Below are 14,801 nucleotides of genomic sequence, written 5' to 3'. Positions count from 1 at the left end.
ATCATATCCTCATCTTTGCAGACAATAACCAGGGGGCAAAGACAGGCGTAACAGTTTCTTATCCTTCCGATCACCTTGGTATACTGATACCAGACTACCGGACATTTAAAATACTATGTAACGTCGTCCCAGATACGTAAATCCTCCAAAACGCTCTATTAAAACATTAGATGGTTTACAAGGTTACCCAACCGTATTTGATCGAGTTGATTACAGCCTGTGTACGATCATCCACTTCCATCTTCTGCAAAATACTGCTGACATGGTTTTTGACGGTTTTCTCACTGATAAAGAGATATTCACCGATCATTTTATTGCTCTTGCCTTCTGCCATCAGACGCAGTACTTCGGCTTCACGGCGGGTCAGCGGATTATTGTCCCCGGCAACGAATTTGACACCAGCTTCCTTCACCGTTGTCTCTGCCATTGCACCCGTTTCGTTCAGATAAGTCATACGACGAAGTTGATTGATCAGTTTACCAGTTACCTTGGGGTGGATAAAAGCATGGCCGCCGCATACCGATCGGATAGCATTGATCAGTGATTCTGCTTCCATGTCCTTCAACAAATACCCGTTGGCGCCTTTGCGCAGCGTCTCAAACACGTAGCTCTCATCATCATGAATGGATAAAATAATAACCTTCACATCAGGGAACATCTCCCGGAGTTTTTGCGTAGCCTCCACGCCGTTCTCAACTGGCATATTGATATCCATCAGGACAATATCCGGCTTGTTGACATTGCAAAATTCCAGGACCTGAATGCCATCGCCACATTCTCCAATGACCTCGATATCTTCCTCCATGTTCAAAATCCTTTTGAGTCCTTCACGAAAAAGCTGATGATCATCCGCCAAAAGCACTTTTATAGCCATTTTTTCAGAGCTCTGGTTCTCCATTATATTACTCCTTTCCCTTCTCCACATTCGTCGGAATGTGAATTACGATTGTTGTGCCCTGGTTCTCGGCTGATTCAATTTCCATTCTTCCTTCCAGAAGCTCCACGCGTTCGCGCATTCCCAGCAAGCCGAAGCTTTCCCGGCTGCCCTGTTCTGTCTTCATTTTTTGCACATTGAACCCCAATCCATTATCTCTTACCACAATCTTCATTAACTGTGCCTGGTAGGTGATCTCCACCAATACATAGCTAGGGTAGGCATGCTTCGCAGCATTGGACAGTGCTTCCTGGACAAGGCGATAGACCGCCGCTTCCATGGCTGAAGAAAGGCGATACTCCTTGCCTCTAGTCTCAAAAGAGGTACGGATCTTCGTCTTCTCCTCAAAATCATGCACATATTTCCGCAATGTCGGAATTAGTCCTAAATCGTCGAGCGCCATCGGACGAAGGTTGAAAATAACCTTGCGCATTTCCTCCAGGCTGTAACGAACCTGCCCTTTCAAGTCTAATACTTCGTCCTGCACCAACCCAAATTCCTGCTTTACCAGCATTCTTTCAACAATTTCCGTCCTAAGGACTAGATTCGCCAGCATTTGAGCGGGACCGTCATGAATTTCCCGGGCAATTCTCTTCCGTTCCTCTTCCTGGGCCAGAATAATTTTGAGTCCAATGATCTGGCGATTCTTCGCTGATTCGACAATTCGGGTCACTTGTCCCAGTTCTCCAGACAAATATTCCAGGACTACACTCATTTGCGAACCAATCGATTCCGCACGTTCCACAGAATTTTCGACACTGCGGACGCGCAATTGCAATTCATCACGGCGGGTTCGCAGATAAGCCTCCCGCTCGCGTGTCATCATCAGCTCAAGCTGAAGTTCCGTAGCTTTTTCATAGGCAATACGTATATCCTTCTCCGAATAACGGACAAAATCACGGCTGACTTCCGTCAGCCGGATACGGGAGCGGTGGTATTGCAGTTCCAGCTTGTCTACCTTTTGCAATGTTTCATCCGTTTCTTCCATCACACGCTGCAGTTCTTTAGTGAGGGCAACAAGCTCGTCACGCGCTACCTGCAGGATTTCATATATCTGATACTTGCTGCTCTCCATCACGTCGATGGTGTTCTTGATGACGCGATCTATCGCATCGGCTTGAAATTCCACGGATGCTTGCCCCATTTCTATCGGATCGTTGTTAAAGGCTTGCCTTTATATTAACATATCACGATTCGATAGTTACGGTCTTCGTGTTCTGTTCCCATTTTACGGTTAATCCCAATTGTTCAGAAACCAATCTAAGCGGTACTAAAGTCCTGCCTTGTAGGAGTAAGGGAGCCACTTCAGCACTTTGACGTTTTCCGTTCAAGACGTATTCCTTCTTGCCCAGCGTCAGATCGAGTACCTTCGATCCGCGTAGTACGAGAATTCTCTTGCTAACAGGATCCCATGTTGCAGTCCCTCCAAAGGCATCTAGTACATAACGAATCGGCACATAGGTACTGTTGTCTTTAACAATCGGAGCCACATCTATCGGTTTTTTCTGACCGTTCACAGTAACCGTTTTGGAGCCGATAATCATTGACGCTGTTCCTTTCGGAAGACCTGCCTCACTCGATAGCGATGGCATCGTAAAAGTGATGTTGTCAAAAGCTACCGTTCCTGTCTTGGAGCGTTCATCCTGTCCCTCTTCTACATTCACCACATAAAGGCGTTTAAGTGTCGCCGGGAATTTGATGCCTGACCCTGTTAGATCGATGTTCAGACTCTTCCATCCTGTCCAGTCAATCACCTTAGCCAGATCGACATACACTGTTGCACCGCTATTATCCACGATTTCTGCCCGCATCCAGTTTAGGCTCTTGTCACCCATGACATCGACGGACATCGAGGTAGCTGTTGCAGGAATTGCTTTGCCATTCGTTCCATTAAACTGGGCGTAAGCATACATTTTACCGCTGCCGGCAGTCATGTCATAGCTCATGGACAACACCTTCGAGCCTGCGCGATCAGGTCCTCCGTCCGTAACGGCTGCTGTTCCCTTAACACCTGTAGCATTAGTGGTGAACGCGATTGGATAATTCACATTCTCAAAATCCTCCCAAGGCGTAGCCGCCGCCTTCGAGAGTACAACTGCGGTACTGAAACCATCATATCGGGCAATCGCATAACCGGTAGTGACACCTTCATCCACAGAGGCTACCGTCAGCTTGCCATCCTGTACACTGCCTTTGAAACCAACAAATTCCCACTTCAATGCAGAAGCTGGAACTGCCACGGACGCCCCACTCTTCGTAACAGCTGTTACTGGAACCGAGACTGAAGCTCCGGCTGTTAGAGGCGCTGTAGGGGTGCCTATGGTTAAGCTGTTCAGATCACTTCCGCCCAGTACTGTCACCTTAGTATCTGCACTTGCTCCACCGCTAGCTGCTGTTAACGTAACGGTTCCCGGCTTCACAGCTGTAACTTCACCTGCTTTAACAGTCACACTGTCACCACTGGATTTCCATGTAGGATTTCCAGCTGCAACATCAATCGGGTTGTAATAAGTATCGTAACCCTTCAAAGAGTAAGTCGCATTCTGACCGATCAGCAATGTAGTGTTTCCACTAATCTTAATACCTTTCACTTCACCTTGCGGCGCAGAGGTGTACACGCCGAGGCCATTAACGATACTCCGCTGCTCTGTACCATACTCTGTATTAAAAGTCAGTGTAGTCGAGGTTTCGGCAAGCGGCCGGTCCACCATGGTTGTCGAACCGCCACCGTCCAGATTAAGTCCTTTCCAGACTCCAATATTGGTCATGAAGGACTGAAGCTCGCTGAGCGACATTCCGGTGCTGTTGCTGTTCTTCTCTACAGCTATCACATACACATAGCGGCCATCCTGGGAATAACCCAGTGCTGTACGGGCACGAGTACCGTCGATACTGCTCGTAGAGCGGGAGAACACCGAGGCCTTCCCGTTATTTACGAGAATCGTATGTCCACCGATCATCGTTTGCAGCGTGCTCGGGTCCAAAGCCTGCTGTGTTGTTTTGGAAATAAGTGAATAAGTGCTGGTTACGGGTTGACCAACTGTCAAATGATCCATCATAAACTTGGCTGCTTGTCCATGTCCACGCAGAATGAAAGCACCCTTGGGAACAGCTATCGGCAGCGCAGCATTTTCAGAGAGTTTAGTGACTACACCGTTCTCTACCAGCGCCTCTGTCGGAGTAGTAGAACTATTCTTAGGTCGATCCAGCGCCGTCCATACATCAGTATATATGTACAGGGCATTCGCATGGCTGTAGGTAGAAGTGCCGCCTTCCGGATTGTAGGCCCCTTTGTTGACACCTGAGAGCGGGAATTGACTTCCATCCCCCGAGGATACCGTCCCTTGGAAACTGAACTCATCAATAATTGGTTTCCGGTCTTTAGTCACGGCAAAAGCATACATGCCATCCAGCTGGGAAGGGGTGGACACAAGCACTCCACCAGATACTTGACCTCCAATGGGAGAACCTTCTCCTCCAGTATTAAAGTAATCTCCGTTCACCGCTGCGACTGCGCCAGTCTCCTTCGCCATACCGCCAGTGCTTTGGCGAGTGGTCAGCGTACCACCCTTGCCGGTCATGACATCCAGGGAAACATAAGGATTGCTCAGGTCGACACGGATCACATCTGCTAATCCGGAGGCGCTTTTTCCCGAGCGTACAGCTGTATATTTATACTTCATCATAACGGCTCCAGAGGTAATAACATCCTCACTGAGCTTGTTGACTGTTAGTGCCGTTGCCGCAGCTGCTGTAGAAGCATTGCTCGCTGTCCATGGACTCATGAATTCACTACCGATTACCGGCATGATCCAAAGCACGCCTGCCAATGAGGCGGCGACCCATCTCTTCGCAGTCGTTGTTCTTCTATCCTGCACAGACTCGTTACGCTGCTTACCCGTGAAAGCATTGTTCATTTCAGAATAACTCTCCCATCTCTTAATCTACTCTTCAATTCTATTCTCAACGTCTGGAAATCCATGCCCTATTTTCCTAGTATACATCAATAATAGACTTGATTTAGCCCGAAAAGTTGCGAAAATTGCGAGATTAAGAGCTTTCGCAGCGGGAAATGTTCGTACAGTGGCGCATTATTTTATGAATGTGCCTACAAAAAAAGCCCGACTCTATGAGCCGGGCTTGAGACAAATTCAACCTCTTCTTCAATAATATTTTGTTATTACAAATATCCTGCTTTGCTCAGCATCCGCTGTAGCATAACCGCTCCTTCCGCACGGGTCGCATTACCCTGTGGCAGGAACGTTCCTCCTGGCATACCGAGAATAATACCAGCTTGAACCGCTTTGGCTACAAATTCAGCGCTTTGATTCTGAATTTTAGCCTTATCCTTGAAAATACTCAGCACGTTTGCCGAGCCTCCATTGAGTGTAGTGGTGTTCCCGGTATAATCCAAAGCACGAATCATCATAATCGCCATCTGCTCGCGGGTTATATTTTGACTCGGACGGAAAGTTCCGTCTGTATTTCCGGTTATAATACCAGCCTTAGCCGCAGCTCCAATATAATCCCCGGTTTGCGTGTTCGACTGGACATCACGGAATCGCTGTGCACTTTCACGGTCTCCTTGCAGCCCCAATCCTCGGCTAAGCATGACAGCGAACTCTGCCCGAGTGATCTTCTGATCTGGAATGAAGTTATAACCGTAGCTGCTATCGATAATATTTTTGGCCGCCAATTCTGCGACGACATTCTTACTCCAATGCTTAATCATATCTGTGAAAGAGCGCATCGACAAAAATGTTCCCAGAACAAGATTACCTGAGGTCCGGGCAGTAAGAAGTGTATAATTACCTGATTTGCTCATTTTTGTAGGCAGATAGACTGCATCATTATACGTAAGATCCATACGGGCAGCCGAAGTTTGGGCGTTATTCAACGTGGAGGTCGTACGTGCGGTATACTCTCCACCCGCGGTCACTGCTACAGCATTCGAGAAATTCGTGCCTACGGCAGCATGTATCCGTATATCCATTAATCTCGTAACAGCTTGCATTCCTTGGCTTTGAATCTTTTGCTCCAGCGTTCCAAACGTCCCTATCGGCACACCTTCCATACGGAACATGAGTGAAATATTGCTGACATCGGAACCCAGACTGGTCACAAGACGATTTATATCAATATCACCGAGTGCGATGGTGTACAAATGCTCACCAAAACGAATAGTCAGCTTCGCATTTTTGTTCCGGTTTACTGTATCCTGCAATGGTTTTAAAGGAATCGTTACATACGCTGAGTTCTCTGTAGAAGGCACTTCGAAAGCAAGTATAGGGGCTCCCGTCTTCAAGAGGTAATCATAGCTTGCTGCCACTTTCTCTGAGGACAGGCCGTATCTTTTAGCAGGTTGGTTATACAATGAAAGGTCATTAGCTACAGTAGCCGAATCGCTCTTCAAAATCGCATATTCCGTCCCAAATTCACTGGCGGCAAGCGTTCCAAGATAAGATGGACGATTGCCGTTGCTCGATGTCGAACCAGTCAGATTCTGAACAGCTAATCCATTAAAGGAAGCCAGGGCGTTACCGCTAAGATCCTTGATCTGGCTTGAGCCGATATAAGACAACTCTACCTTTTGACCACTCTTCACCATAGACGAAAGTACGAGCTTTAAGGTACTTCCTGACAAAGTATAGCTTTGCACGCCCACAGTGCTACCATCGACCTTTACTCCGAACTGATTATTATACAAGGTAGATGAAGCTTGCATATTCTTATTGAACGTCACAGTAAGCTCGTCCCCATTGACTGTCGCGCTTGCTATCTCACTCACGGCCGTGGTTGACGACAGCGTCACTGGCTGCAGGTTAATATAGGCTGCAAAATTACCGTTCAAATCGCTGATTCCCGATGTACCCGGTACATAAGAAATCGTCACGTCTTTGTTCACCGGCAGAGCACTCTGCAGCGTCAAGATGACCTGAGAACCGTTGACAGCTACATTGGTTACATAGTTAGGCGAATTTCCAACAAGCACAGAAAACTGACTGTTCATCGGCAGGTTTGTGGTAGATAGCCCTTCATTGTAGCTCAGCGTAATTTTGTTACCAGCGCCCGTGGCACTTTGGAATACTGGAGGAATGGTATCGTTGGTATTCCGGATAAAAAACTCACTGAAATCCGCTATATTTTGTCCAAATTGATTCTGTAAAGGATACGATGACGCATAATACGATACCCGGACTACCGTGCCGTTCCCAGCATCACCGTTCACTGTCAGATATACAGAATTTCCGCTATAGCTGATGGAACTGACACCAAGCGAATATCCATCTGCTGTTACTAAGAACTGGCTGTAAGCGTAGGAATGTACCGGCTTGAGAATATCATTAAAATTAAGCACCACTGATCGATTGGAGATTCTTCCGTCCTTCGGTGTTGGCATCGAAGATTCAATAGTATTCGTTACCTCTCTGGAAGAAAAGGTGCTGGCGGCATTCCCACTAGTGTCCTGTATCGTCCGCAATCCGCCGGAATACGTGACTTTAACTACCTGGCCCACAGCTACACCTGTGCTTAGTACTACAAATACACTGTCACCCTGAATATAGACACTATCAATCGGTCGTTTCTCATCATTTACGGTCACTGCAAAACTGGAAGTCAGTAGCGCAGCTGAAGAATTCAATGATTTATTGTATTTCAACCGAATTGTCCGATTATTTTCAAGCTGTGCGCTTGATAGCTGTGGCGCTGTTTTATCAATAACTGCAGTACGGAAGCTCCAGGAGCTTTTTCCGCTTAAACCATCGTATAGAATTTTGGAATCTGTTGCATCGGTAAATGCACCTTTGGCAATATCTATGTAGTAGGTTGTATCTCCATCCAATGCTGCTCCTGGTGTGATGAGATATTCTCTGGCCGTTGTGCCTTTGGTAACGGAAGCTGGAACCTTGACTCCATTACTTTTATATAAAGTGACACCATTAGCTATGGAGCCATTGAAATTGACATCCCGGCTAAACGTAATTGCAAATGTTTTGTTGATTGCCACACCCTCACTACGGTCGGCCGGATTCAATGAAGATACACTAGGTCCTGCCTGGGAGACTGTCGTAAAGCTCCAAGTGTATGGACCTGAAGCCGGGAATACATTACCGTCCTGATCGTAAAAAGAACCCTGAGGTATTGAGACTGTGTAAGCAGTGCCATTCAGTAGTGGAGATGCCGTAGAAGCCGGATTTAGCGTAATCACATTGCTGCCTCCGCCGGTGACCCCGGTAGAATTTACATCAAGCCATCGGGTTCTACCATCAAGGACCCCTCCGGCAGCCACTGTAATCACTCCGGACACTGGCTTCATCGGACGGTCAAAGGTAAGTGCAAGCGCTCCTGTGGTAGATACTTCTCCCGCACCGTTGGCCGGATAAGGAGTTACCGGGAAATCTGCTACTGCCTTGGTTGAAAATGCCCAGACACTGCCGTCCGAGATCCCTGCAAACGTTCTGAAATCATCATCCCTGAATGCATAGGCATCAATTAATACATAATAATTCGCCCCAACCTTCAGCTTATTAGCCAAGGTTAAAGTGACTGAAGTAGCGTCCGCACTGCTCTTTATATCCACACCGGGTTCTCCGTCTACCATTTTAAAGCTCTGAACCGTTGAATTGTCGGCTGAGGAGATCAGCTTAACAGATCCACCGCCTGGTAGCAGCTTCTTATTAAGCCTCAGACTGATCTGCGCCAAAGTGCCAGCATCTACTCTTGCATTGTTGGCAGGGGAGAATTCACTCGCAGCAATGGTATTGTTGGCCTCAGGAGCGGTTGTGAAATCCCACACGGTAAGTGCTGATTCATTGCCATCAGCGTCTTTAAACACGCCTTTCGGTATAGTAACTGTATAGGTCTTATTCGGGGCCAGTAGTTGTCCAGCTCCCCATTTGAGCTCGTAATCCTTGGAAGTACCTATTAATCCGTAACTGCCTATAGGAATCGTTACAAAAGGCGTACTGGCGCCCTTGGGGGTGATGCTAATTTCCCCAGCTTGGGGATTCACCAGCCTGTCGAAATTCAATCTGAGTGTAGTGTCTACACCTACATAAGCTGCTCCCTGTCCTGGGGAGACATTAATTCCGAATTCAGAAGCAGCATACACTGCCGAACTCCCAATTCCAAATGATGTACTGACCGATCCCAATAATAACTCTCCTGCTAAAAACAATGCCGTCCACATGGAGATTTTCCTTTTCATCTTTCGATAACTCCTCTCAAGCCGTACTTCACATTTTTATCAAAGCGCATATACTCTTATATTTCGGTTGAAGTGCTTCCAAAGTTTAGTAGCGCTATTTCATGAGGCTCCATCATCATTACTCGTGTTCGAACAAAAAAACACCCCAAAATCGCCACTTCAATTGAAGTAGCAATTTTGGGATGTTTTAAGATCAGAATATGATTGCTGGCAGTAAATAGATTGCTAGCTGCATAGTCAAATTTTTACTTAGATGCCCGACAAGGATCTCAGCAATTCAGCCTTATCTACACGTTCCCAAGGAAGATCAGCATCCGTACGTCCAAAATGTCCGTAAGCTGCAGTTTGTCTATAGATCGGCTTACGCAGATCCAGCATGGAGATAATACCGGCTGGACGAAGATCAAAGTTGTCACTGATCAGCTTCGCAAGTTTCTCTTCGCTGATTTTACCTGTACTGTATGTATCTACGTTAATGGAAACAGGATTTGCTACACCGATGGCATAAGCCAGTTGGATTTCACATTTGTCAGCAAGACCAGCCGCTACAAGATTCTTCGCTACATAACGCGCTGCATATGCTGCAGAACGGTCTACTTTAGTTGGATCTTTACCGGAGAACGCGCCTCCGCCATGACGTGCGTAACCGCCGTAAGTATCGACGATGATTTTACGACCGGTCAGACCAGCGTCACCTTGTGGTCCACCAATTACAAAACGACCCGTAGGGTTGATAAAGTATTTAGTTTCTCCATCCAGCAGCTCAGCAGGAACCACAGGCAGAATTACATGTTCCTTAATATCCGCTTGAATCTGCTCCAAAGAGATCTCCTCTGCGTGCTGTGTAGATACAACTATAGCGTCTACACGTACAGGTTTATCATCCTGGTACTCAATAGTAACCTGAGTTTTTCCATCTGGACGCAGATAGTTCAAAGTTCCGTTCTTACGAACTTCAGATAAACGACGAGCGATCCGGTGCGACAACGCGATTGGAAGTGGCATCAGTTCTGGCGTCTCATTGGTCGCAAAGCCGAACATTAAGCCCTGGTCGCCTGCACCAATGTTAGCAGTTTCTTCAGCAACCTGTGCAGGATCACGGTTCTCCAGTGCAGCATTAACCCCTTGGGCGATATCAGCGGACTGCTCATTTAAAGAAGTCAGGACAGCACAAGTATTATAGTCGAAACCATACTTCGCACGAGTGTAGCCAATTTCTTTAATCGTGTTGCGCACAATAGCTGGAATATCTACATATTCCGATTTAGTGCTGATTTCACCAATTACCAAAACCAGACCAGTGGCTACAGCCACCTCACAGGCAACACGGGCGTTTGGATCATTTGCCAAAAAAGCGTCAAGTACAGCATCAGAAATCTGATCGCAGATTTTATCCGGGTGCCCTTCTGTTACTGATTCAGAAGTGAATAAGTGGCGTCCCTTGATAGACATGAATATCAACCTCCCATACCAATTATATGAATCTTTCAACAGCTCAATAGTCCATAAGAATATATTAGAAAGCAGCTAAAATGTGTGTGTCTTCAAAAAAATGAACCTTTTCCACAGGGAAAAGGTCGATTGCTTTCCTCAGAAGTCATATTATCTTATTTAAAAGAAGCTGTCAATTCCGCCCGGTTTCGTTGGTACCCTGGGAATTTAGGATTAAAACAATGATTGTTGCGCTTGCTGGATGAGTCTCTTCGTAATTTCTCCACCAACAGAGCCGTTATCTCTGGAAGTTAAATGCCCCAGATATTGACTTCGTGAAGATGATCCTGCAAAGCCCAGTTCGGAAGCAAACTCCGTATCCGCTCCACCACCATAGGATGAACCGTATAGTCCAAATTCCGCTGCAATTTCATATTGCAATTGCTTTAGCATTGTCCGACTTTCAGGTACGACTTTACGATTATTACGTGCCATGTGCTGCACCTCCTGCATATTGTAAGAATACAGGTCTATTGTGTGCATAAAGACATACCTTCAATCGGCTTAATGTTTGTTAATGCAGGAAAAGAGTGCCGCTCGAAACAAGCGTTTATATATAATTTTTAAAGTATAGTCGTTTCTATATATGGGCATGATTAATATAAGAAGAAATAACGTAATGACGTTGATTCTTTGTTATTTCAAAGTATATCCACCACGAACCATAACCACGAGCCCAAGTGTTTGTCCTTCTTGAACAGCAATGCCTCGTCCATCGCGTGGGAAGGACAATAAGTGGTTAGTGGGCGCGGATACTCCGTTACCCAAATCCTTACCGTCTGTTAAATCAGCAACACCATTGGCATCCTGTGAAAGGATAACCGCTTTGCCTGCACGTACGATAAATTCTGCACCAGCTGAAGCAATTAAGCTTTGGCCTGGCTTTACATCAACAATAACAGACTCGTTACTTGTTGTATTAGCTGGGTTTGGTGTAGCTGTAGGCGCTTGAGTTGCAACGGCTGTAGCTGTGGGAGCCACTGTCGCAGTAGGCGCTACGACTGTACCACCTTGCAAAGCTTTTTGAATTTGTTGGTCTACATAACTCTTGGTCACTACAGGATCATCTGCTGTTCCAGGCTGTGAGCCCACACCAGCTCCTTCGGCAGTAATATTCATTACTGACCCAGCCCAAATTCCGCCGATCAATAGCAGCGCTGCGAGTGAAGCTTTCCATACCGGTTTCATCAATGTCCTCCTCATGAGATCTGAAATGGCTATAAAAAAAGCATAGCCTCCGAAGAGGCTATGCTTTGCTTCAGTAATCGGAGATTACTTACCTTGTACTACAGTGTCAACAACTACTTTGTTACCTTCAACGTCCTTGATACCAGCAGTAGACAGAACCTTAACTTCGATGCTGTTCACATCGTTAGCGTTAAGATTTTGAGTACCAGCAGTTCCATCAAGTTTCTTGAATGTTACATAGAACTTACCAGCGTCAGTTCCTGCACCAGCAGTAATTTCGTTAGCAACAAAGATTTCATTTTTAGCGGTGCTCTTACCGTTGATGATGAAATCGAAGTCAGCTGCTTTAATTGTTGCAGCATCAACTTTACCACTGAATCCAAGTACCAATACATTGTTATCTCCACCGGAGACAGCAGCGGTAGTCAGAACTGGCTTCACGCGGTTAGTCAGAGTAGTTTTGTTCTCAGCAACAAGAATTCCGTTTCCAGCTTTATCGGAGATACCGAATGCTGTGAATTTGTATTCTTGAGTTTTAGCGAATGTGCTTGCTGGGATTGAAACTCTAACAACAGCATTTTTAGGAGCTTTTGCATCTTGACCAGCAGGTACACCGGAAACAGTCACAAGACTTCCAATAGGAAGTGCTTTATCGTCCAGGGTGTAGCTGTTAACATCGGTAAGCGTTTGGACATTCAAAGCATCATTGTCAGAAACTGTAACATCGTAGTATACATCGCCAGTTACTACAGTACCGCTAGCATCTTTAGCAAAGTTGTTATTAGCAACGATGCTTACAACTACAGGTCTTTCAGTATCGTTAGTAGCAGTGGATCCTACTTTCAATGCAACTGTTGCAGCAACAAAAGCATTGTTTGCGAAGGAATCATCAGTTACCAAGCCTTGTGGCAGGCGCACTGTGTAGTCAGCACCACTAAGGGTAGTTGCGTAAGTCAAAGTTTTCTTGTCAGAAGACAAGGAACCAGCTTTCACATTAAGCGAAGCAGCAACTTGACCTGTTGCATCATTAACGATAGTGATTACTTTAGTGTTAGTGTTGGCAGTATCAAGAATTACTTCTTTGCTGAACTTGATAACCAAGCCTTTAGCAGAGTAAGTAGCACTTACTACGCCTGGAGCAGAAGTATCCTTAGTGAAAGTGATAGGTTGAGTAGCAACAGCACTCAAAGTGTTACCAAGAGTATCACGTACGGATTGACCGAACACGATGGAACCAGTGAAAGTTCCGCTTGTTGGAAGACTGCTCAGTGGCGATCTCAATTTGATAGTGTCGCTATCGGATGTAGTCACGACTGTGAACACACCTTTGCTATCACCGTTACCATCATTCAAACGAACATTACCCACCAAGGAGTCTTTGTTCACTTTCTTATCAAACTTAACTTCAACATAACGGTCGCCAATTGCAGTTACACTCTTAATTACAGGTGCAGCAACATCGGAAACAACTGTTACAGAAGTTTTGATTGGGTTAGGGTTAGCAACGTTACCTGCGAAGTCAGTTACGTTGTTCAGGGCTACATCGTAAGTAGTACCGCTAGTCAAGTTAGCAGTAGTCAATACGAATGTGTCATAAGTATCTCTTTGTACTGTTGCAGCTTGACCATTTACATAAGCAATGATACCAGCTGGTTTAACAGGCTCGCTAAATTTCACATATACTTTGTTTGTAGTTGTTTTAGCAACTGCGTTGATAGAAGCTACTGTAGGTGCAGTTGTATCAGCAACAGTCAACAATTTAGTGAAAGCAGCAACTTTTTCGCCGGAAGTTGTCTTAACAGCGTCGCTAACAACAACTGTGTATTGACCTTTCAGGTACTCAAGGTTAGGAACAGTGATTGTAGCTTCTGTGTTATCAGCGTTGAAAGATACTTCAGCGCCAGTAGTAGTTACAGCAGGAGCATTGCTCAATGCAGTTACTTGAACTACATCTTTAATCACTTTACCGTCTTCAGCAATAGTGTCAGTATCAACAGCACGGTTGAACTTAACAACCAATTGCTTAGCGTTTGGAGCTTCTACGTCAATAACTTTAGGAGCTTGCAAAGTTACTTTTGTAGTGTACTCTTTTTCAAGGTACTTAAATGTGATTGGAGTTTCAACGCCTGCTACAAGAGCAGTTGTCAATTCAACAGTTGTAGTTTTCTTGTCAGAGAACGTTACAACCACTTTAGTTGGGCTGATCGCTTCTGCAGAAGCAACAGTCAATACTGGAACAGATTGCTTTTGATCAACTGCATATGCACTTTCAACTACCAAAGAACGGGTAGCGTTAGCTTTGAATGCAGTGCTTTGAGCAATGTATCCTTCGTTGATGATTGCTTGAACATATCCTTTAGCCCATGCAGATGCATTGTTGTCAGTTGTAGCTGGAGCTTCCAGTTTCAACGCACGGAACAATACAGTTGCTACTTCTTCAACAGTTACTTTACCGTTGTAGTCGAAGATACCTTTAACAGTATCTTTACCTTCCATCAGGTTAGCTGCAGTAACAGCTTCGATGTAAGGAACTGCCCAGTTAGTTGCGTTGTAACCTTTGTCTTTGTAAGTCAACTTGTTGGTTACTTCTGGCAGGTCGAACAATTTAGTAACGATCTTAGCGAACTCAGCGCGAGTCAGATCGTATTCAAGGTGAGCTTTACCATCTGGGTAGCCGTTAAGGATACCTTTAGCTGCCAAAGCGTCAAACTTTTGTTGCGGAGTTGCTGCTGCGTCACCAAACGCTACAGAGGCAAACATCGAGAATGCCATTGCTGTAGATAATGCTACGGATAAAATTTTCTTCATAACCTTTTTTTCTCCTCCTTGGACGTTCATGAACTGAGAATTTTCTTTAGTTGGGTAGCTCATGTCACTCATTAGCCGATGCACCCCCTTTCCCGAGTTGAGCAAATTAAGTATAAATAATGTCTGTGACGGGTATCACAGAAACTGGTAAACAAGTTGTAGGCATGATAA

Annotated in this window: 8 protein-coding genes; all 8 read right to left on the bottom strand. The window is 45.6% G+C overall.

Annotation, left to right across the window (positions count from 1 at the left end; genetic code table 11):
- Window positions 1-175: 175 nt before the first annotated feature.
- The gene (locus ACFVU8_RS19025) at window positions 176-898 is read right to left on the bottom strand and encodes a response regulator transcription factor (protein WP_281364487.1); all 723 of its coding nucleotides are present in this window, start codon (window positions 896-898) and stop codon (window positions 176-178) included.
- A 4-nt stretch (window positions 899-902) separates the two neighbouring features.
- Window positions 903-2,063: a sensor histidine kinase gene (locus tag ACFVU8_RS19020; RefSeq protein WP_175371471.1), complete on the bottom strand. Its 1,161-nt coding sequence runs from the start codon at window positions 2,061-2,063 to the stop codon at window positions 903-905.
- Between the two features lie 58 nt (window positions 2,064-2,121).
- Complete coding sequence (locus ACFVU8_RS19015; RefSeq protein ID WP_387429288.1) at window positions 2,122-4,851, bottom strand: stalk domain-containing protein; 2,730 nt, start codon at window positions 4,849-4,851, stop codon at window positions 2,122-2,124.
- 263 nt (window positions 4,852-5,114) lie between these two features.
- Window positions 5,115-9,143 (bottom strand): Ig-like domain-containing protein, encoded by a 4,029-nt coding sequence (locus ACFVU8_RS19010; protein ID WP_387429285.1) that lies wholly within the window; start codon window positions 9,141-9,143, stop codon window positions 5,115-5,117.
- Window positions 9,144-9,392: 249 nt separating this feature from the next.
- On the bottom strand, window positions 9,393-10,595 hold the full coding sequence (gene metK, locus ACFVU8_RS19005; RefSeq protein WP_387429283.1) for a methionine adenosyltransferase: 1,203 nt from the start codon (window positions 10,593-10,595) through the stop codon (window positions 9,393-9,395).
- Window positions 10,596-10,808: 213 nt separating this feature from the next.
- Window positions 10,809-11,069 (bottom strand): alpha/beta-type small acid-soluble spore protein, encoded by a 261-nt coding sequence (locus ACFVU8_RS19000; protein WP_387429280.1) that lies wholly within the window; start codon window positions 11,067-11,069, stop codon window positions 10,809-10,811.
- Between the two features lie 201 nt (window positions 11,070-11,270).
- Window positions 11,271-11,822 (bottom strand): hypothetical protein, encoded by a 552-nt coding sequence (locus ACFVU8_RS18995; protein WP_387429278.1) that lies wholly within the window; start codon window positions 11,820-11,822, stop codon window positions 11,271-11,273.
- An 84-nt stretch (window positions 11,823-11,906) separates the two neighbouring features.
- The gene (locus ACFVU8_RS18990; RefSeq protein WP_387429275.1) at window positions 11,907-14,702 is read right to left on the bottom strand and encodes an Ig-like domain-containing protein; all 2,796 of its coding nucleotides are present in this window, start codon (window positions 14,700-14,702) and stop codon (window positions 11,907-11,909) included.
- Between the last annotated feature and the right edge of the window lie 99 nt (window positions 14,703-14,801).

Source organism: Paenibacillus sp. NPDC058177 (assembly GCF_042883835.1).
GTDB lineage: Bacteria > Bacillota > Bacilli > Paenibacillales > Paenibacillaceae > Paenibacillus_AQ > Paenibacillus_AQ agri.
This window is presented reverse-complemented; position numbering and strand designations above follow the sequence as displayed.

Bases quoted from the DNA above. Each gene is read 5' to 3' on its own strand.
- ACFVU8_RS19000 (WP_387429280.1), bottom strand. From the start codon at position 11,069: ATGGCACGTAATAATCGTAAAGTCGTACCTGAAAGTCGGACAATGCTA.
- ACFVU8_RS19025 (WP_281364487.1), bottom strand. From the start codon at position 898: ATGGAGAACCAGAGCTCTGAAAAAATGGCTATAAAAGTGCTTTTGGCG.
- ACFVU8_RS18990 (WP_387429275.1), bottom strand. From the start codon at position 14,702: ATGAGTGACATGAGCTACCCAACTAAAGAAAATTCTCAGTTCATGAAC.
- ACFVU8_RS18995 (WP_387429278.1), bottom strand. From the start codon at position 11,822: ATGAAACCGGTATGGAAAGCTTCACTCGCAGCGCTGCTATTGATCGGC.
- ACFVU8_RS19010 (WP_387429285.1), bottom strand. From the start codon at position 9,143: ATGAAAAGGAAAATCTCCATGTGGACGGCATTGTTTTTAGCAGGAGAG.
- metK (WP_387429283.1), bottom strand. From the start codon at position 10,595: ATGTCTATCAAGGGACGCCACTTATTCACTTCTGAATCAGTAACAGAA.
- ACFVU8_RS19015 (WP_387429288.1), bottom strand. From the start codon at position 4,851: ATGAACAATGCTTTCACGGGTAAGCAGCGTAACGAGTCTGTGCAGGAT.